Annotated in this window: 16 protein-coding genes; 9 read left to right on the top strand and 7 right to left on the bottom strand. The window is 64.2% G+C overall.

What is annotated here, in order from left to right:
* Positions 1-167: 167 nt before the first annotated feature.
* Entirely contained in the window at positions 168-1,508 is a 1,341-nt protein-coding gene (hflX, locus tag MUH00_RS13840; protein ID WP_246999497.1) for a GTPase HflX, read from the top strand.
* 33 nt (positions 1,509-1,541) lie between these two features.
* Here hflX and MUH00_RS13835 read toward each other — a convergent pair whose 3' ends face one another.
* Positions 1,542-2,447, bottom strand: a complete 906-nt coding sequence (locus MUH00_RS13835; protein ID WP_246999495.1) for an NmrA/HSCARG family protein — start codon at positions 2,445-2,447, stop codon at positions 1,542-1,544.
* A 298-nt stretch (positions 2,448-2,745) separates the two neighbouring features.
* A complete protein-coding gene (locus MUH00_RS13830) occupies positions 2,746-3,297 on the bottom strand; it encodes a GMP synthase subunit A (protein WP_246999494.1) in 552 nt (183 codons plus the stop codon).
* Between the two features lie 257 nt (positions 3,298-3,554).
* Here MUH00_RS13830 and MUH00_RS13825 point away from each other — a divergent pair, with 257 nt between their 5' ends.
* The 3 genes from MUH00_RS13825 to MUH00_RS13815 all read left to right on the top strand — a co-directional run bounded on the left by MUH00_RS13825 (position 3,555) and on the right by MUH00_RS13815 (position 5,043).
* Positions 3,555-3,692 carry a hypothetical protein gene (locus MUH00_RS13825; RefSeq protein WP_246999493.1) on the top strand — a complete coding sequence of 46 codons (138 nt, stop codon included), beginning with the start codon at positions 3,555-3,557 and terminating at the stop codon, positions 3,690-3,692.
* A gap of 264 nt (positions 3,693-3,956) precedes the next feature.
* On the top strand, positions 3,957-4,625 hold the full coding sequence (locus MUH00_RS13820) for a helix-turn-helix domain-containing protein (protein WP_246999492.1): 669 nt from the start codon (positions 3,957-3,959) through the stop codon (positions 4,623-4,625).
* A 58-nt stretch (positions 4,626-4,683) separates the two neighbouring features.
* Entirely contained in the window at positions 4,684-5,043 is a 360-nt protein-coding gene (locus MUH00_RS13815; protein ID WP_246999491.1) for a DUF7344 domain-containing protein, read from the top strand.
* Between the two features lie 170 nt (positions 5,044-5,213).
* Here the strand turns inward: MUH00_RS13815 and pan1 are convergent, their stop codons facing one another.
* Positions 5,214-6,431: a proteasome-activating nucleotidase Pan1 gene (gene pan1 / locus MUH00_RS13810; protein ID WP_246999490.1), complete on the bottom strand. Its 1,218-nt coding sequence runs from the start codon at positions 6,429-6,431 to the stop codon at positions 5,214-5,216.
* Between the two features lie 125 nt (positions 6,432-6,556).
* Here pan1 and MUH00_RS13805 point away from each other — a divergent pair, with 125 nt between their 5' ends.
* The 3 genes from MUH00_RS13805 to rad50 all read left to right on the top strand — a co-directional run bounded on the left by MUH00_RS13805 (position 6,557) and on the right by rad50 (position 11,071).
* Positions 6,557-6,817, top strand: a complete 261-nt coding sequence (locus tag MUH00_RS13805; RefSeq protein ID WP_246999488.1) for a MarR family transcriptional regulator — start codon at positions 6,557-6,559, stop codon at positions 6,815-6,817.
* Between the two features lie 151 nt (positions 6,818-6,968).
* Positions 6,969-8,390 carry a DNA double-strand break repair protein Mre11 gene (gene mre11 / locus MUH00_RS13800; protein ID WP_246999486.1) on the top strand — a complete coding sequence of 474 codons (1,422 nt, stop codon included), beginning with the start codon at positions 6,969-6,971 and terminating at the stop codon, positions 8,388-8,390.
* Complete coding sequence (rad50, locus tag MUH00_RS13795; protein WP_246999484.1) at positions 8,387-11,071, top strand: DNA double-strand break repair ATPase Rad50; 2,685 nt, start codon at positions 8,387-8,389, stop codon at positions 11,069-11,071. The genes mre11 and rad50 overlap by 4 nt, the downstream gene beginning before the upstream one ends.
* Before the next feature lie 127 nt (positions 11,072-11,198).
* Here the strand turns inward: rad50 and MUH00_RS13790 are convergent, their stop codons facing one another.
* The 3 genes from MUH00_RS13790 to MUH00_RS13780 all read right to left on the bottom strand — a co-directional run bounded on the left by MUH00_RS13790 (position 11,199) and on the right by MUH00_RS13780 (position 12,427).
* Positions 11,199-11,669, bottom strand: coding sequence for a DUF7346 family protein (locus tag MUH00_RS13790; RefSeq protein WP_246999482.1), 471 nt, complete (start codon positions 11,667-11,669; stop codon positions 11,199-11,201).
* A 105-nt stretch (positions 11,670-11,774) separates the two neighbouring features.
* The gene (locus MUH00_RS13785) at positions 11,775-12,173 is read right to left on the bottom strand and encodes a DUF7322 domain-containing protein (RefSeq protein ID WP_246999480.1); all 399 of its coding nucleotides are present in this window, start codon (positions 12,171-12,173) and stop codon (positions 11,775-11,777) included.
* A 59-nt stretch (positions 12,174-12,232) separates the two neighbouring features.
* Positions 12,233-12,427, bottom strand: coding sequence for a DUF7331 family protein (locus MUH00_RS13780; protein WP_246999479.1), 195 nt, complete (start codon positions 12,425-12,427; stop codon positions 12,233-12,235).
* A gap of 120 nt (positions 12,428-12,547) precedes the next feature.
* Here MUH00_RS13780 and MUH00_RS13775 point away from each other — a divergent pair, with 120 nt between their 5' ends.
* Positions 12,548-15,268, top strand: coding sequence for a DNA-directed DNA polymerase (locus MUH00_RS13775; protein WP_246999478.1), 2,721 nt, complete (start codon positions 12,548-12,550; stop codon positions 15,266-15,268).
* A gap of 54 nt (positions 15,269-15,322) precedes the next feature.
* Here the strand turns inward: MUH00_RS13775 and MUH00_RS13770 are convergent, their stop codons facing one another.
* Complete coding sequence (locus tag MUH00_RS13770; RefSeq protein ID WP_246999477.1) at positions 15,323-17,041, bottom strand: sensor histidine kinase; 1,719 nt, start codon at positions 17,039-17,041, stop codon at positions 15,323-15,325.
* 334 nt (positions 17,042-17,375) lie between these two features.
* Between MUH00_RS13770 and MUH00_RS13765 the strand changes: the two genes are divergently transcribed.
* Positions 17,376-18,281, top strand: a complete 906-nt coding sequence (locus MUH00_RS13765; protein WP_246999476.1) for an ABC transporter ATP-binding protein — start codon at positions 17,376-17,378, stop codon at positions 18,279-18,281.
* Positions 18,282-18,305: the final 24 nt, after the last annotated feature.

The following is an 18,305-nucleotide window of genomic DNA, read 5'->3' as shown; positions in this document are numbered from 1 at the left end:
GGTCGTTCCGGCCGTCTCGTCGACGACGGTCGACGTGATTCCGCGGTAGCAGCTGACGGCCTAGCCCGGTCCGCGTTCGATTCCAGAGCCCCCGCTCCGCGAGACGCCGAAGCGGGGGCCGCCGTATCGACTCACACTACCATGACGACACTACGATCCACAGCGAAATGGCACGAGCACGAAACGAAAGCAGACGCACAGTCATCGCGAACCGATCGACGACCGCCCCCGTCGCGACCGACGAGATTCGAGCGCTGGTCCGCGCGCTCGGCGACGAGGTCGTCGCCGAACGAACGCAAGTCGGACCCGAAGACGCCGGAACGTACTTCGGCCGAGGAAAGCTCGACGACCTGGCCGAAACCGTGATCGCGACCGACGCCCGGCGCCTCGTCGTCGACGGCGAACTCACGCCGAGCCAGCACCGCGCGATCGAATCGACGATGCCGGACGGGACGGTGGTGATCGATCGCTATCGGCTCGTCCTCGAAATCTTCGAGACGCAGGCGGGAACGCGACGGGCGCAACACCAGGTCGAACTGGCGCGCCTTCGCTACGACCTGCCGCGAGTGATTGAGTCGGCGGACGAGGGGCTGCTCAACGAGGAGACCGAGAAGGGATCCCCCGTTTACGACGTTCGCGATCGAATCGATCGACTAGAAGGAAAACTCGAGGAACTCCCGGATCCCGCCGAGCAGTTCCGAAAACGCCGCCGCGAGGAGGGATTCGACCTCGTCACCATCACGGGCTACACGAACGCCGGGAAGTCGACACTTTTGCACCGGCTCGCCGACGACCTGTCGATCGAGGACGCACACCCCGACGGAGAGGGGGCTGACGGACGCTCGGCCGACGAGGCCTCGAACAAGAACGCGACCGCTGCCGTCGCCGATCGACTCTTCGAGACGCTCGAGACGACGACTCGGCGGGCAACGATCGACGGCCGACCGATGCTCGCGACCGACACCGTTGGATTCGTCGACGACCTGCCCCACGATCTCGTCGAGTCGTTCACTTCGACGCTCTCCGAGGCGGCCGCAGCTGACGTCGTCGTCCTCGTCGCCGACGCGAGCGGCCCTCGGGAAGGGGTTCGCGATCGACTCGAAGTCGCACTCGAGGTGCTCGACGTACAGGGTGTCGACGGCGAGAGGATCGTTCCGGCGCTGAACAAGGTCGATCGACTCTCGGCGGACGAGCGAGTCCGCCGTCGCGAACTCGCGTCGGACCGCGTGCCCGCGTCGGCGGCGGATCCGGTTCCGGTGAGCATCCTCGACGGAACGAACCTCGATCGGCTTCGATCGGCGATCCGGCGCCGACTGCCGACCGAGCGCGCGACGCTCCGAATGCCGAACTGTGACGACGCGATGTCGCTCGTCTCGCGGGCGTACGATCGGACGGCCGTCGAGGAGGTCGAGTACGACGGCGACGCCGTGACGATCGTCTGCCGCGGATCGCCGCCGACGATCGATCGGTTGCGGGCGGACGCGGCCCGGATTACCCGGGCGGCGTAGAAGTCGAAGCGAGCGGACGCTACTCCGGTCCGATCACTGCATCGCCTTGACCCAGCCCGGAACCGACGCCATCCCCTCCTTGTCCTCCCAGCCGCTCTCGCGGAGATAGGTTTCGAGGTCGACGAACTCGAAGCCGAAGCGGTCCTCGAGCGCGTCGATATCCGCGCCGTAGCCGACCTCGTTGAACCACTCGCACATGACGGTGAACTCCTCGCCGAAGGCGTCGTAGGCGTCCTCGATCGGGACGTGAACGGGCTCGACGTCCCGACCGGTGACCTCGGAGAGGACGTCGGCTGCCTCGGCGAGAGTCTTCTCGTCGCCCGCGAGTTCGATGCGATCGCCGACGAATTCGTCGGGGTTCTCGAACGCGACGGCGGCGGCGCGGCCGACGTCGTCGGTGTCGACCATCTGCAGGGGGACGCCCTCCTCGAGCGGCAGGGCGAGCGTCCCGTCTTCGACGACGTCCTCGGCGAACGCTTCGAAGTTCTGGAAGAAGAACACCGGGCCGAGCACGGTCAGGGGAAGGTCGAGGTCCCGAGCGTGCTGCTCGATATCCCACGCGGAATCGAAGTGCGGGACGCCGGTGTCCTCCCAGTGGCTGCCGACGCCGCTGAGGACGAACTGGTCGACGCCCTCGGCGGCGGCGACCTCGGCGATGTTTTCGCCCTGTTGGACCTGCTGGTCGTAGCCCTCGGTCCAGAAGTTGGTGACCGCGAAGACGGCGTCCACCTCGGCGACCCGGGGCGCCAGAGAGTCCGCGTCGTTCAGGTCGCCCTCGACCATCGTCACGCCCCGACCGGCGAGTTCCTGCGCCGTCTCGCCGGAGGCGTCCCGCGTGAGGCCGTAGACGTCGAAGTCGGCATCCGACGCCAAGAGGTGGTCGACGACCGCACCGCCCTGATTTCCGGTCGCTCCGGTGACGAGAACGCGCTCGACCATCTCAGTTCCCCTCCGTCTCGACGGGGCGGTTCGAACTCGATACGGTCGCGCGCGGCGCGTCGATTGACACTGATTGCATCACGTTACCTGATTCGCTTTCTAACCCATATATCCGTTTGGCGACAATAGTGCAACCACGTAACACCGGTGTAATCGGCATCGCACAACCGAGTCGAGAGCGATCGCCGCGAGAGAGTGCGGTCGACTTGCAGGGGTGTTCGGTCCGAACGAATCGAGCGTAACCGACGTAATTACGGAGAGGCCGGTCGAGTGTGGGCCAGAAAACCGTCGGCAGGAGTTACTGCCGGCAGATCTCGACGAAGTTCTCGAAGATTTCCTCGCCCTCCTCGGTGTGGGCGACCTCCGGGTGCCACTGGACCCCGTAGAGGTCGCGATCGGTGTCGCTCATCGCCTCGACGTCGCAGACGTCGCTTCGGGCGGTCAGGTCGAAGCCCTCGGGGAGTTCCTTCACCTCGTCGGCGTGGCTGGCCCAGACGCGGGTCTCGGGGTGCAACGTTCCGGTCAGAGGATCGCCGCCGTCGACGATCTCGACGTTCACGTCGGCGTAGCCGCCGTACTCGCCGCCACCGACGCGGCCGCCGAGTTCCGCTGCGATCAACTGCATCCCCAGGCAGATCCCGAGCACCGGGACGTCCGCGTCGAGGTAGTCGGCCGATCGGCCGATGCGGTCCATGTCCGGGCCGCCCGAAAGCACGACGCCGTCAGCGTCGGCTTCTTCGGGGGGCGTCTCGTTGTCGATCAACTCCGTGTCGACGCCGAGATCGCGAAGCGCCCGGCGTTCGAGGTGGGTGAACTGTCCGTGGTTGTCGACCACGACGATCTTGGTCATTGCAGGAGGGTAGAGAGCGGCCCGGTAAAAACCGTCCGAAACCGCGGTTCGATCGCAGACACTGCCCCGATTCCCGTCGACCGGTTTCGTCCGACTGTCGATCGAGTTCGCGGCGTGGCGATCGATGTCGGCGATCGAGTCGTCGCCGGTGGCCCGAACCGATCGGAGATCCGCGGCCGCCGATCGAGCTCGCGATCAGAATCGAGCGGGTTCCTGTCACCGACACGTTTATAGTTTATTCGCCGGACTGGTAGGATATGGCAGTCGATCTCAGCGAATTCGAGCATCCGGCGTGGATCACCGCTGCGGGGACGGGTGCGGGATATCTGCTGATCCTCGCGCTTCTCACGATCGCCCTGTTCATCGTCCCGTGGCTCGTCTTCGCGACGCTGTAGGTGAGCGCCGATCGCGTTCGGCACTGCGCGATCAGGACCGACTTGCATTCTCTTCTACCGCTCTCGACCGTCTGTCGACGAGATACAGCGCCCACAGATCGACGAGCAGCATACAAACAGGTAGAATTACGGTGATTCCGCGTCCGTTACGGGGCGGCGAAAAACTGCATTTCGACACGATAGTTTCGTGGGCGGTTCAGTGCTTGCCAGATCTCTATGGTCCGTGTGGTAGGCATTTACGATCAGAGTCCGACTGTCCGGACGATGGCTACCGAAGCGACGTTTACGATTCCGTCCGATCAGTTCCCCTTGGGAAGCGTGTTCACACAGCTACCGAGGATAACGGTCGAACTGGAACGGATTATTCCGGGACGAGAGTCGATCGTTCCCTACTTCTGGGTTCGAGGAACGGTCGTTGACGATATCGAGAGTGAATTTTCCGACCATCCGGGCGTGGATGCTATCCAACTTATCGATTCAGTCGAGGATCAATATCTGTTGCGCGTCGAGTGGGCGATGGAGTACAACGGCGTCCTGAGCGTCTTGACAGAAACGGAAATTCCACTCATCGAGGCAGTGGGAACGGCCCAGCAGTGGACGTTCAGCATTCGCGGGGACGACCAGTACGACATCACAACCTTTCAGCAACGCTGCCGAGAGTTAGACATCCCGATCACGCTGACGAAGCTTCACGCACTCACGCCGATCGAGTCGGATACCGAGGGCGCACTGACCGATACCCAAGAAGAGGCGCTGGTACTCGCCTACGATCGCGGGTACTTCAACTCTCCCCGCGACGTGACGATGGAAGAACTCGGAGACGAACTTGGAATCTCACACCAGGCCGTTGCGTCTCGACTCCGGCGTGGAATCCAGCACGTCCTTGGATCGACGCTGTCCGGCGTACGGAGTTCAGCCCGAGAAGACACTTAAAAGAGTGTTGGAAATGCAAAAGCCACCCTGAACCGCGCAAGTCGTTTATGTAGGGGTAATGGTTGGGTCTTCTACCGAGTTCGACGCAGTTCTTGAACTGTGTCAAGATCAGCACCGTCGCATCATCCTCGCAGCTCTCGCCCACGAGAACCGATCGCTAACGATGAACGATCTCAAGCAGATTATCGTCGATCAGAATCATCATACGGCCATAACGGAGCTTTCCGGAGAAGAGATATCGGACATTCAGATCTCGCTACTCCATACCCACATCCCGAAGTTGGAAGACCTCTCGATCGTCGAATACGATCGAGAGCGTCAACTGGTGGAACCAACACCGCAGTTCGAACAGCTGGAGCCCCAGCTTTCAGCCATCATCGATATCGATCCCGGTCTTGACCCACCAGTTACGCTGTGAAATCGGTTAGAACCATCTTCGACGAGAGGAGTTTGATTATTTCGGTAGTAGCAGACACGGAGGCGACGGTCAGTTCGCAACGAGGGTGTGCAATCGGTCCGTGACAGGAGGAGGTGGGTATAGTAGAAACGCCTGCGATCGAGAACCGAGTCGAAACCTGCCGCCCGAGTTTACGCGAACGTCTTCGAGACGTCTTCGGCGGCATCGGACTCCTGCTGGACCTTCTCCCAGGCGTTGTGGAAGTCCTCCATCCGGATCTCGGTGCGATCGTCGCGGATCGCGAACATGCCGGCTTCGGTGCAGATCGCTTTGACGTCCGCACCGGAGGCGTCTTCGGCCTCGGCGGCCAGCGCCGCGAAGTCGACGTCGTCGTCGACGTTCATGTCGCGCGTGTGGATCTGGAAGATGATCTCTCGGCCTTCCTCGTTCGGCTTTGGCACCTCGATGAGGCGATCGAAGCGGCCCGGTCGGAGGATGGCGCGATCGAGCATGTCGAAGCGGTTGGTCGCGGCGATGATGCGGATCTCGCCGCGCTCCTCGAAGCCGTCCATCTCGGAGAGCAGTTGCATCATCGTCCGTTGAACCTCTGCGTCGCCCGACGTTTTCGACTCCGTTCGCTTGGCGGCGATCGCGTCGATCTCGTCGATGAAGATGACCGCGGGTTCGTGGTCGCGGGCGACGTCGAACAGATCCCGGACGAGCTTGGCGCCCTCGCCGATGAACTTGTGGACCAGTTCGGAGCCGGCCATCTTGATGAAGGTGGCGTCGGTCTGGTTGGCGACGGCCTTCGCGAGCATCGTCTTGCCCGTCCCCGGCGGGCCGTACAGCAGGACGCCGCTCGGCGGGTCGATGCCGACGTCATCGAACATGTCGGGCTTCTCCAGGGGCATCTCGACGGTTTCGCGAACCTCCTGTAACTGCTCTTCGAGGCCGCCGATGTCCTCGTAGCTCACGTCGGGGCTCTCGGTGACTTCCATAACCCGAGCGCGCACGTCGGTTTCGTTCGAGAGAGTCTTAACGATAGAGAGGGAGTTGTTGACGGCCACGCGAGCGTCGGGTTCGAGGTCCTCGCGCATCTCCTCGGTGACCTCCGTCAGCGCCTCCTGGTTGTTCCCGTGCTGTTTGATGATGACGCCTTCGTCCGTGATCTCCTGAACCGTGGCGACGAACAGCGGGGACTGTTTGAGCTTCTTGTTCTCGTGGGTCAACCGCTCGAGCTTCTGCTGGTACTTGTTGTTCTCGGCGTTCGCATCGAGGAGTTTGTCGCGCATCTCCTCGTTTTGCGACTCGAGGATCTCCAGCCGTTCCTCGAGCGCCTGGATTTTCTCCTGTTGGGACGCCTCGTCCTCGTCGTACGGGAGGTCGACGTCGTCCACAGTGTCACTCATCACCCATGCTTTGGGTGTTGGTTCATAAGAGGCTTCGGGTAGATGCACTTCGGCGGCCCGATAACTGTGAAGAATAAAATGAAACAGAAAATATTATCACCTCGTATTTAGAATGGGTGAGTACGATGAGCGCATCCGTACAGCAAGAGACCAAGCGGGGCACGTGGGACGACGTGCGCGATCTCCCTCCGAGCGCCAAACTCGTCGCGAAGGTACTCGAGTACAACGACACGATGACCCAGCAACAGATCGCCGACGAGACGCTGCTCCCGGCGCGAACGGTCCGATACGCACTGAACCGCCTCGACGAGGAGAACGTCATCGACTCCCGCTTCTCGTTTTCGGACGCCCGCAAGCGACTCTACAGCCTCGATATCGACGCGTAATCGATCGCCATCCCCGCCGTTTCTCGCCGCCGATCGCCACGGTCGGGCCGTCGAGCGGCGGCGACGTGTCGCCGCTTGGAACCGATCGGCTCGCGTTATTTTCACTCCGGTCGCGGAACCCCTTTAGGGCGGGCACTCGAACGAGTGAGCAATGACGCGGGTGATACACACGGGCGACACCCACATCGGGTACCAGCAGTACAACGCGCCCGAGCGACGACGGGACTTTCTCGACGCCTTCCGGCAGGTCGCCGCCGACGCGATCGACGACGGCGTCGACGCGGTGATCCACGCCGGCGACCTCTTTCACGATCGCCGACCCGGCCTGGTCGATCTGCAGGGCACCGTCGAGATCCTCCGACGCCTCAACGACGCAGACGTGCCGTTTCTCGCCGTCGTCGGCAACCACGAGGGCAAGCGGGACGCCCAGTGGCTCGACCTCTTCGCCGACCTCGGCCTCGCAACGCGCCTCGACGCGACGCCGCACGTGATCGGCGACGCGGCCTTCTACGGCCTCGACTTCGTACCTCGCTCCCGCCGGGACGACCTCGAGTACGCGTTCGCCCCCGTTCCCGACGAGGCCGACCACGCCGTCCTCGTGAGCCACGGCCTCTTCGAACCGTTCGCGCACGCGGACTGGGACACAGAACGGCTCCTCGCAGAATCCTCGGTCGAGTTCGACGCCGTCCTGGTCGGCGACAACCACGATCCGGGCACCGCCGAGGTGAGCGATACCTGGGTCACCTACTGCGGTTCGACGGAGCGCGCGAGCGCGAGCGAGCGCGAACCCCGTGGCTACAACCTCGTCACGTTCGAGGAGGAGGTCGCGATTCGACGGCGCGGCCTCGACACCACCCGCGAGTTCGTCTTCGTCGACCTCGAACTCGAAGCCGACGAAGGGGTCGATCGCGTCCAGGAGCGCGTCCGGGAACACGACCTCGAAGACGCGGTCGTCGTCGTGACGATCGAGGGCGAGGGCCGGCCGATCACTCCGGCCGCGATCGAGGAGTTGGCCCTCGATCGCGGGGCGCTGATCGCCCGCGTCAACGATCGTCGGGACCTCCCCGACGAAGACGAGGAGGTGCGGGTGAGCTTCGCCGATCCGGACGAAGCGGTCCGGGAACGGATCCGCGAACTGGGTCTCAGCGACGCCGCCCGAAGCATCGACAAAACCGTTCGGAACGACGAGCTGCCGGACTCGAACGTCCGCGACACCGTCGAACGCCGCGTTCGAGACCTGCTCGAGGACGATCAGGGAGCGTTCGAGCCGGCGCCCGAACGGGAGCCCTCGGACGGAGACGTGACCACGGTCGCAGACGAACTCGGGTCGGTCGAGGGCGAGCCGGCGGTCGACGCGGAGGCGATCGACGCCGAGTCGGCCGAAGACGGGTCGTCTTCCGCCGAAGCGACGCTCGACGGCGCGGACGAGATGACGTTCGACGATACGGCCGAGACGTCCGAAGACGGGGCGACCACTGGTTCGACGACGGCCGCCGACGCAGCCGAGACGGACGAATCGGGCGGTAGCGACGAAACGGGAGAAGCCGACGCCTCGCTGGGTGATTTCGCGTGAGGGTCGATCGCGTCCGACTCCGGAATTTCAAGTGCTACGGGGACGCCGACCTCTCGCTCGATCGCGGCGTCACCGTCGTTCACGGCGTCAACGGTAGCGGGAAGTCGACGCTTCTCGAGGCCGTCTTCTTCGCGCTCTACGGCTCGAAGGCTCTCGACGATCGCACGCTCGACGACGTGATCACGACCGGCGAGGAGGACGCCGAGATCGAACTTTGGTTCGCCCACGACGGCCGATCGTACCGCGTTGAACGCGAGCTCAAACTGCGCGGCGATCGGGCGGTGACGACGAAGTGCGTCCTCGAGACGCCCGACGAGACGATCGAGGGCGCACGCGACGTCCGCCGCGAAGTGCGGACGCTTCTGCGAATGGACGCCGACGCGTTCGTCAACTGCGCCTACGTCCGCCAGGGCGAGGTGAACAAGCTCATCCACGCCTCGCCGAGCGATCGCCAGGACATGATCGACGACCTCCTCCAGCTCGGGGCGCTCGAGGACTACCGCGAGCGGGCCAGCGACGCCCGCCTCGGCGTGAAGTCGGTGCTCGACGGCAGACGGGAGGTCCTCGAGAACCTCAGGACCCAGGTCGAGAACAAGGAATCGCAGGATCTCCACGAGCAACTGAACGACCTCGAGTCCCGACGCCGGGAGCTTTCGGCGGAGATCGATCGCTTCGAGGACCAGCGCGAGCAGGCCCGCGAGACGCTGGAGGCCGCCGAAGACGTCCTCGATCGACACGAAGAGACGCGAACCGAGATCGAGACGTTGGAGTCGGAGATCGAGGAGCTCCGGGAGAAGATCGCCGAGACGGAGCGCGAGCGCGAGGACACGAAAGACGAGATCCGCAGCCTCGAGGAACGGCGGACGAAACTCGCGGCCGAACGCGACGAGTTGCTCGAGGGAGCCGACCTCGATCTGGTCGATCCCGACCGGGACGCGATCGACGACCGGATCGAAACGCTCGAAGCGCGGGACGAGGAGCTCCGCGACGACCTCGAGGACGTCCGCGTCGCGATCACGGAAAAAAACGGCGAGATCGACCGCCTTCGCGAGGAGGCCGCCGACCTCGAGTCCGACGCGGCGGAGGCGCGGACGGAGGCCGCCGACCTCGAGAGCCAGCTCTCCGCCGACGAGGAAGCGATCGACGAGCGCGAGACGAAACTGGACGACCTCGAGTCGGAGATCGAAACCGCGCGGGCGTCGTTCGACGACGCGTCAGTCGAGGTCGGTGACGCGGCGGATCACCTCGCCGACCTCGAAGCCGAACGCGAGGCACTCACCGACGAGATCGGCGACGTTACGGCCGACATCAGGACCGCCGAGAACGCGATCGAGGACGGGGAGACGCTGCTCGAGGAGGGCAAGTGTCCGGAGTGCGGGCAGCCGGTCGAGGACTCGCCCCACGTCGACGTGCTGGACGAGAAGCGCGAGCAGCTGGCCGAACTCGAGGACCGCCGGGACGAACTCCAGCGCGAGCGCGAGGAGCTCGACGAGCGAATCGAGCGGGCCGAAGCGCTTCGCGAGGCCGAGCGCCGGATCGATCGGCTCGCGGACAACCGCGATAACCTCGAACAGTTGCTCGCGGAAAAACGCGAGACGGTCGCGGAGCGCCGCGAGCAGTGCGAGCGGTTGCGCGAATCGGCCGCGGAGGACGAACGGGACGCCGAGGCGAAGCGCAACGAGGCGGACGCGCTGGAGGAATCGGTCGCGGAGACGCGGACCGGGCTCGGCGAGATCAACACCGAGCGCGGCGAGATCAGAGGGGATCTGGAGACGCTGGAACGCCTGGCCGAGATCGCCGACGAGCGGGCGGATCTCGCCGGGGAGGCGGAGACCCTGCGCGAACGGCGCGCGGACTGGGAGACGATGAACGACGAGCGCCGGGAGCAGCTCTCGGCGAAGCGCGATCGCAAGCGCGAACTCGAATCCGAGTTCGACGAGGATCGGGTCGAAGCGGCGCGCGACGACAAGCAAAACGCCGAGAGCTACATCGAGAAGGTCGATGAGAAGCTCTCGGCGTTGGAGGAACGCCGCGACGAGGTCCAGGGACGGATCGGCCGCGTCGAGGAGAAGCTCGAAGACCTCGAACGGCTCCGCGATCGCCTCGAGGCGGCTGAGCGGCGGTGTGAAAAGCTCGAATCGCTGTACGAGGAGGCAGAAACGCTCCAGGCGACCTACGGCGACCTGCGGGCGGAACTCCGCCAGCGCAACGTCGAGACACTCGAACGGCTCCTGAACGAGACGTTCGATCTCGTCTACCAGAACGACTCGTACGCGGGGATCGATCTGGACGGCGACTACCGGCTGACGGTCTACCAGAAGGACGGCGAGCCGCTCGATCCCGAACAGCTTTCCGGCGGCGAGCGGGCCCTGTTCAACCTGAGCCTGCGGTGTGCGATCTACCGGCTGCTCGCCGAGGGCGTCGAGGGAACGGCGCCGATGCCGCCGCTGATCCTCGACGAGCCGACGGTCTTCCTCGATTCGGGCCACGTCACGCGGCTCGTCTCGCTGGTGGAGTCGATGCGCGGCCTCGGCGTCGAACAGATCGTCGTCGTCAGCCACGACGAGGAACTCGTCGGCGCGGCCGATTCGATCGTCCGGGTCGAGAAGGACGCGACGTCGAACCGATCCAGACTCGAACGCGGCGAGCCACCGGAGGCGGCGTTGCTCGCGCCCGAGTAGCGCCGAATAGCGACACCGGCGATCGGCGACGCAGGACCGCGACCCGTGACCGACGATCGCGCGAGCGGGCGTGGATCGGAGGGACCTGTGATCGGAACCGGAATCGAAGCCGAATTCGCGATCGGGATCAGGCGGAGTCGATCGACGGTTCGTCGGGAACGGCGTCGTCGCCCTCGAGGTCGGGTCGGAGGACGTCGAGCGCGCGCCTGCACGGCTCGGTAATGCGGTAGCCGCGCTCGCCGGCGACCTCGGTTTCGTCGATCAGTCCCGCCGCCGAGAGGACCGTGAGTCTCCCGTGGAGGTCGCTCTCGCAGACGTCGTACGCGTCGAGAAGCGTTCGGATCCGGAGCGGGCCGCGATCCGCGAGTTCGATCAGCAGCCCCAGGGTCTGTTCGTCGTGGACGTTCGTCAGCAGCGTTCGGATCGGGCTGTCGATCGTCTGGGCGGCGGTCTCGAGGGCCGATTCGCCGACGACGTCGAGACGATCGTTCCGGACGTAACATTCGTTTCCGGTTTCGGGATCGCGAACGAGACTCGCACTCTCTGACTGCTTGAGCAGTAGATACCGTTTCCCGGTATCGTCGCGTACGGTTTTCATAGTGGCTGTGAACAGCGCGTGACGGGTGTTGTCGGCGATCGCTGAACTAGGTTTCGACCGATCGTCGGTCGGTCTCCGCCTCCCGTCCGACGGTCGGATCGGGAGTTACGCATCGTCCTCGTCATCCCTTCGCTCCATGTAGTCGCGGTACCGCTTGACGGCGAAGCCGAACAGGACGACGCCGCCGACGAGGAGCCCGAGGCTGCGGGTGTCCGCGCCCTCGAAGAACGCCAACAGCGCGCCGATCGAGAAGGCGAGGATCGCCGCGTTGAGCACCACGACGATCGCCCAGAAGGTTTTGAGTAGCTCGGGCGGAACGTCGGTCTCACCCGCCGAGAGGCCGTCTTCGGAGTCGGTGCGTTCCGATCGCAGATCCGCTCGGAGAGTCGACCCGGCGTCCTCGGTCGAAACCCGCGGAATGGTCAGCGAGTCGCTCTCCGGATCCCGCAGATCTTCCTCGGGGTCGTACTCTTCCGGTTCGTGCTCGGTCCGATCGAAGACCACAAGCGTGTGGACGACAGGCGGGCGCAAAAGGGTTCGCGTTCGCTCGCACGAGCGGGATCTCAGGCGAGATCCTTGAGCGCGAGCGGTCGGGTGGTTTCCACCCAGGCTAACGGGTTCTCCGCGTCGTAGAAGACGACGCCGTCGTCCGTCTCGTACGATTCGATCGTCGCGGTGCCCTCGACACTGGGATCGCTACGCGATTCGCTACTATCCATCGTCTCGTCGTCGTTCGCGCGTGTGGACACGTCGATCACCTGCTACCGTGTTATGTGGTAACACATTATATGTCTTTTTGCCCGCGCAGTATCAGGTTTCGCCGCGCGAGCGGGACGGAGTACGGGGGTTTTTATTCGCCGGCTTCGAACCTCGGTACCATGACCGAGGCGGGCCAGGCCGGACTCGCGGAGTTTGCCGAGGAGTCCGAGGACCGGCCGGACGAAGAGGCGGTTGCCGTGGCCGGCAACGGCGGCACGCGCGTCGCCGAGGTGATCGACGTACTCGATGAGACGCTTCCCGAATCCGACGGCGAACTCGAACTCGCCGTCATGCAGGTCGATTACACGATCGCGGGATACGGAGACTCGGAGCAGCCGATCATGCACGTGTTCGGCCGCACGCCGGACGACCGACTGGAGCACGTGCAGGTCGTCGGCTTCCGGCCGTACTTCTACGCGCCGACGGAGACGCTCGATCGACCGCCCGAAGAGGCGTACGATCGGCTGACGGGCAGCGAGGAGGAAGACGAGACCGGCGGTCCCTACGAGAGCATCCGCGGGGAGCGGCTGACGAAAATCTTCGGCCAGACGCCGCGGGACGTCGGTCAGGTGCGCGATGACTTCGAGCACTACGAGGCCGACATCCTGTTCCCGAACCGGTTCTTGATCGACAAAGACATTCGCAGCGGGATTCGCGTCCCGGAACGACGCGCCGACGACGACTCGCTCGTCGTCCCCCACGAGGAGGTCGAGGCCGCGGACGTCGACGCGACCCCCCGCGTCCAGACGTTCGACATCGAGGTCGACGATCGCTCCGGCTTCCCCGAGGACGGCGAGGAGCCGATCGTCTGTCTCACCAGCCACGATTCCTACCGCGACGAGTACGTCATGTGGCTCTACGAGGCGCCGACCGGCGACGGCGAGATCCCGGCCGAGGTCGCCGACTACGAGCCGATCGAGGGGGCGATCGACTACGACGTTCGGACGTTCGAGGAGGAGGAGGCGATGCTCGACGCCTTCATCGAGTACATCCGAGAAACCGACCCCGACGTCCTGACGGGGTGGAACTTCGAGGACTTCGACGCGCCGTACCTCCTCGATCGACTCGAGGAGCTCCAGGGATCACACCACGAGTACGACCTCTCGATCGATCGGCTCTCTCGCGTCGACGAGGTCTGGCGGAGCAACTGGGGCGGCCCGGACATCAAGGGCCGGGTCGTCTTCGACCTGCTCTATGCGTACCAGCGCCGCGTGTTCTCCGAACTCGACTCCTACCGACTGGACGCCGTCGGCGAGGCGGAACTCGGCGTCGGAAAAGAGCGCTACGCCGGCGACATCGGCGATCTCTGGGAGACCGATCCGACGCAACTGCTGGCGTACAACCTTCGGGACGTGGAACTCTGCGTCGAACTCAACCGCCAGCAGGAGCTGATCCCGTTCTGGCGGGAGATGGCCACGTTCGTCGGCTGCAAGCTCGAAGACGCCCCGACGCCGGGCGACGTCGTGGACATGTACGTCCTCCACGAGGCGAACGGGCGGTTCGCGCTCCCCTCGAAGGGCCAGCAGGAGGCCGGCGAGGAGTACGAGGGCGGCGCGGTGTTCGAGCCGATCACGGGCGTCATGGAAAACGTGACCGTACTCGACCTGAAGTCACTGTACCCGATGTGTATGGTGACGGTCAACGCCTCGCCCGAGACGAAGGTCGACCCCGACGCCTACGACGGCGAGACCTACACCGCGCCCTCGGGAACGCACTTCCGGAAGGAACCCGACGGCATCATCCGGGAGATGGTCAACGAACTGCTCGCCGAGCGCGAGGAGAAGAAAGCCCAGCGTGACGAGTACGACGCCGGCACGCCCGAGTACGAGCAGTACGATCGCCAGCAGGGGGCCGTGAAGGTCATCATGAACTCGCTGTACGGCGTCTCGGGCTGGGAGCAGTTCCGCCTCTACGACAAGGAGGCGGCCTCGGCGATCACCGCGACCGGCCGCGAGGTGATCGAGTTCACCGAGACGGCCGCGAACGAACTCGACTACCAGGTCGCCTACGGCGACACCGACAGCGTCATGCTCGAACTCGGCCCGGACGTTTCGAAATCCGAGGCGCTGGAGCACTCGTTCGCTATCGAGGAGCACATCAACGGTCGCTACGACGACTTCGCGCGCGAGGATCTGAACGCCCAGGAACACCGGTTCCAGATCGAGTTCGAGAAACTCTACCGGCGCTTCTTCCAGGCGGGCACGAAGAAACGCTACGCGGGCCACATCGTCTGGAAGGAGGGCAAGGACGTCGACGATATCGACATCGTCGGCTTCGAGTACCAGCGATCGGACATCGCGCCGATCACCAAGGAGGTGCAACACGAGGTCATCGAGATGATCGTCCGCGAGGGCGACGTCGAGGGTGCCAAGGCATACGTCAACGAGGTCATCGAGGAGGTCCGAAGCGGCGACGTCTCGCTCGACGAGATCGGCATCCCGGGCGGAATCGGGAAGCGTCTGACCGACTACGACACCGACACGGCGCAGGTTCGCGGCGCGAAGTACGCCAACCTGCTGCTGGGGACTAACTTCCAGCGCGGAAGCAAACCGAAGCGGCTCTACCTCGATCGGGTCGATCCGTCCTTCTTCGAACGTATCGAGGACGCGGAGGGACTCGACGCCCGCACCGATCCCCTCTACGGGGCGTTCAAGCGCAATCCCGACGTCATCTGCTTCGAGTACGAAGACCAGGTCCCCGAGGAGTTCGAGGTCGATTACGACGAAATGCTCGAGAAGACGTTACAGGGGCCGATCGAACGCATCCTCGAAGCGCTCGACGTCTCCTGGCAGGAGGTCAAGTCCGGCCAGCAGCAGACCGGACTCGACAACTTCATGTGACTGACTTCCCGGCGAGAAGCCACCGATTGGGAACGCCCGCCGATACGGCGGTCACTAATCGAACCCCGCACGGTCGTCCCCGATGACCTCGTCGATGCCGCTGATCTCGAATCGAGCACCGCCGGTTTCGCTCTCCGTCGCGCGCACCGACCAGCCGTGCGCGTCGGCGATCGCAGAGACGATCGCGAGCCCGAAGCCCGTCCCGCTCCCCGCCGTCGAGTACCCCTCCTCGAACACCTGCTCTCGGTTCGCCGCCGGAATTCCGGGCCCGTCGTCTTCGACGTAGAACCCGTCGGGCATCGACCCCACCGTCACGGTCACGTCGTCCTTACCGTGGTCGAACGCGTTTCGAAACAGGTTCTCGAGCAGTCGTCTGAGTCGACTTCGATCCGCGAGGATCCGCTCGTTCGAGTCGATCCGTAACTCGCCGTCTCGCGTGTCGATCATCGCCCACGACTCTCCGGCGACGGGCTCGAGGTCGACGGGCTCGGCGTCGATCGACTCGGCGGTCTGTCGCGAGATGGTGAGGACGTCCTCGATGATCTCGTCCATCCGATCGAGCGCCCTGTCGATCGCCTCGAGGTTGCTCGGCGAATGTCGTTCGCGTTCCAACTCCAGGTACCCCGTCGCGACGGTAAGCGGGTTCCGAAGATCGTGCGAGACGATGTTCGCGAACTGCTCGAGTCTGCGGTTCTGTTGCCGGAGGAGTTCGGTCTGTTCTCGCAACCGCCGCTCGCGACGACGGTCCGTCGTGACGTCTCTGGCCAGGACGACCCAGCCGACGAACCTCCCGTTGGCGGCGTGCACCTTCGAGACGTCGACGTTGAAGTGACGAAGCTCGTCGTCGTACTGAACCGAGAAGTCCCGATTCGTCTCGACGTCGTCCTCGATCATCTCGACGAACTCCGGGTGCTCGTCGTAGGCATCCTCGACGCGAGAGCCGACGAGCACCGCGCGAGAAGACTCGCTCATCGCCGCCATCGACTTGTTCACGTCGACGATCCGGCCATTGGTGTCGAGGACCATGAAGCCGTGCTCGAGCTCTTTGATGGCGGTGCTGCGGGCGATCGGGACCAGGTTGAGCAGCTCGAACCGGAAGAGCAACGCGTAAAACAGGATTCCGGTGATGGCGAGTGCAACCCCCGTCGGATCGACGAGCGGCTCGGTAGTGATGTACACCGCGCTGGCTATCGAGGGGATGCCGACCGCGAGCGCGAGCAGAATCAACTGTCGTCGGTGCGGGTTCCCCGGCTCCGCGCGAGCGAACTCGAGCACGTACAGGAGTAGCGCGCTCACGACCAGCGCGTACGAGTAGAGGACGTTGATCGTGAACGCCGGTCCCCACGTCGGATCTATCACGAGGAAGTCGCCGGCCGAGACCACGCGGTAGTCCCCGATCACGAGCCCGTGACCCATCGACAGATCGGTAAAGACCAATATCAACACGACGACGAACGGAAGCGCCAACGCCGCGACGGTTCGCCGGGTCAGGTACCGCCCCCGGTTCGTGTACAAGAGCGAGAAGAGGAAAATCGAGAAGACGAGCAGCGACGAGCCGACGAACCCGACGGCGTGTAATCGCAACATAGTCGACGGGTCGTTGCTCGCCAGGATCGCCGCATCCGATCCGGTCCAGATTCCGGATCCGAGGAGAACGCCGATCAGGGGTAGTGCACCTTCCTTGTCGCGGTTGCGATACACGACGTAGCTGAGCCCAAATGAGATGAACGACGAGAGGACGAGAATGCCCAGAAAGATGAATAGCCACTCCATTATTGTGTGATGCGAGTTGGATACGTCGGCGAGTATTCTAGTTCCGACATGACAATACAGCTGGTTATGCCCATCCAGATGGCCTAGTATTGGGGCCGTAGACGTATTAATACACCTCCGAACAGGTCACCGTTCGAGCGATCGCTAAGTGTCAACTGGAAGACCACCGGCGTACCGACGGCCGTCAGCGAATCCCCCATCCGGTCACCGCGTCTCCCGTCGGAGATGATAGAATTTTCGATGTCGGAAGTTTTCTTTTCGAACTGAGAATCGATCCGGTCGAAGACGAAATCGTTATGAGGTGAACGCCCCACCCTTCACACGACAGAGTACTATGGCACGTCTCGAACTACGCAACCTGCACGCGGAAGTGGCGGAGGGCGACGAGAAGATCCTCGAGGGCGTCGATCTCGAGGTCGAGTCGGGCGAGATCCACGCCCTGATGGGGCCCAACGGCTCCGGGAAGTCGACGACCGCGAAGGTCATCGCCGGCCACCCGGCCTACGAGGTCACCGAGGGCGAGGTGCTGCTCCACCTCGACGACGACGAGTTCGGCGACGAGGTCGAGATCGACGAGGACCAGCGCACCTGGGACCTGCTCGACCTCGAACCCAACGAGCGTGCCGCGCTCGGCGTCTTCCTCGGCTTCCAGTACCCGGCCGAGATCGAGGGCGTCACGATGACGAACTTCCTCCGCACGGCACTGAACGCCAAGATCGAAGAGCGCGAGGAGCTCTTCGAGGAAGACGAGGGCGAAGAAGCGGAGGGAGACGAGGGCTACGAGACCTCGCCGATGGAAGGCCCCGCCGACGACGGCGAGGTCGGCGTCGCCGAGTTCCAGCAGCTCCTCCAGGAGAAGATGGAACAGCTGGACATGGACGAAAAGTTCGCCCAGCGGTACCTCAACGCTGGCTTCTCCGGCGGCGAAAAGAAACAGAACGAAGTGCTGCAGGCCGCCATCCTCGAGCCGTCGATCGCCGTGCTCGACGAGATCGACTCCGGGCTCGACATCGATCGCCTGCAGGACGTCTCGAACGGGATCAACGCGCTGCGCGACAACGTCGGCACCGGCATCCTCCAGATCACCCACTACCAGCGCATCCTCGACTACGTCGAGCCGGACCACGTCCACATCATGCTCGACGGTCAGGTCGTCAAGAGCGGCGACGCCTCGCTGGCGGAAGAACTCGAGGACAAGGGGTACGACTGGGTCCGCGACGAGGTCTACGGCGCTGCGTAACCGAATTCGGCTAGAACAACGGTA

Origin of the sequence: Halosolutus gelatinilyticus (assembly GCF_023028105.1) — an archaeon.
In the GTDB taxonomy this organism is placed as follows: Archaea; Halobacteriota; Halobacteria; order Halobacteriales; family Natrialbaceae; genus Halosolutus; species Halosolutus gelatinilyticus.
Note: the sequence above shows the minus strand (reverse complement) of the source record. Positions and strands in the feature narration are given on the sequence as shown.

Bases quoted from the DNA above. Each gene is read 5' to 3' on its own strand.
- hflX (WP_246999497.1), top strand. From the start codon at position 168: ATGGCACGAGCACGAAACGAAAGCAGACGCACAGTCATCGCGAACCGA.
- MUH00_RS13835 (WP_246999495.1), bottom strand. From the start codon at position 2,447: ATGGTCGAGCGCGTTCTCGTCACCGGAGCGACCGGAAATCAGGGCGGT.
- MUH00_RS13830 (WP_246999494.1), bottom strand. From the start codon at position 3,297: ATGACCAAGATCGTCGTGGTCGACAACCACGGACAGTTCACCCACCTC.
- MUH00_RS13825 (WP_246999493.1), top strand. From the start codon at position 3,555: ATGGCAGTCGATCTCAGCGAATTCGAGCATCCGGCGTGGATCACCGCT.
- MUH00_RS13820 (WP_246999492.1), top strand. From the start codon at position 3,957: ATGGCTACCGAAGCGACGTTTACGATTCCGTCCGATCAGTTCCCCTTG.
- MUH00_RS13815 (WP_246999491.1), top strand. From the start codon at position 4,684: ATGGTTGGGTCTTCTACCGAGTTCGACGCAGTTCTTGAACTGTGTCAA.
- pan1 (WP_246999490.1), bottom strand. From the start codon at position 6,431: ATGAGTGACACTGTGGACGACGTCGACCTCCCGTACGACGAGGACGAG.
- MUH00_RS13805 (WP_246999488.1), top strand. From the start codon at position 6,557: ATGAGCGCATCCGTACAGCAAGAGACCAAGCGGGGCACGTGGGACGAC.
- mre11 (WP_246999486.1), top strand. From the start codon at position 6,969: ATGACGCGGGTGATACACACGGGCGACACCCACATCGGGTACCAGCAG.
- MUH00_RS13790 (WP_246999482.1), bottom strand. From the start codon at position 11,669: ATGAAAACCGTACGCGACGATACCGGGAAACGGTATCTACTGCTCAAG.
- MUH00_RS13775 (WP_246999478.1), top strand. From the start codon at position 12,548: ATGACCGAGGCGGGCCAGGCCGGACTCGCGGAGTTTGCCGAGGAGTCC.
- MUH00_RS13770 (WP_246999477.1), bottom strand. From the start codon at position 17,041: ATGGAGTGGCTATTCATCTTTCTGGGCATTCTCGTCCTCTCGTCGTTC.
- MUH00_RS13765 (WP_246999476.1), top strand. From the start codon at position 17,376: ATGGCACGTCTCGAACTACGCAACCTGCACGCGGAAGTGGCGGAGGGC.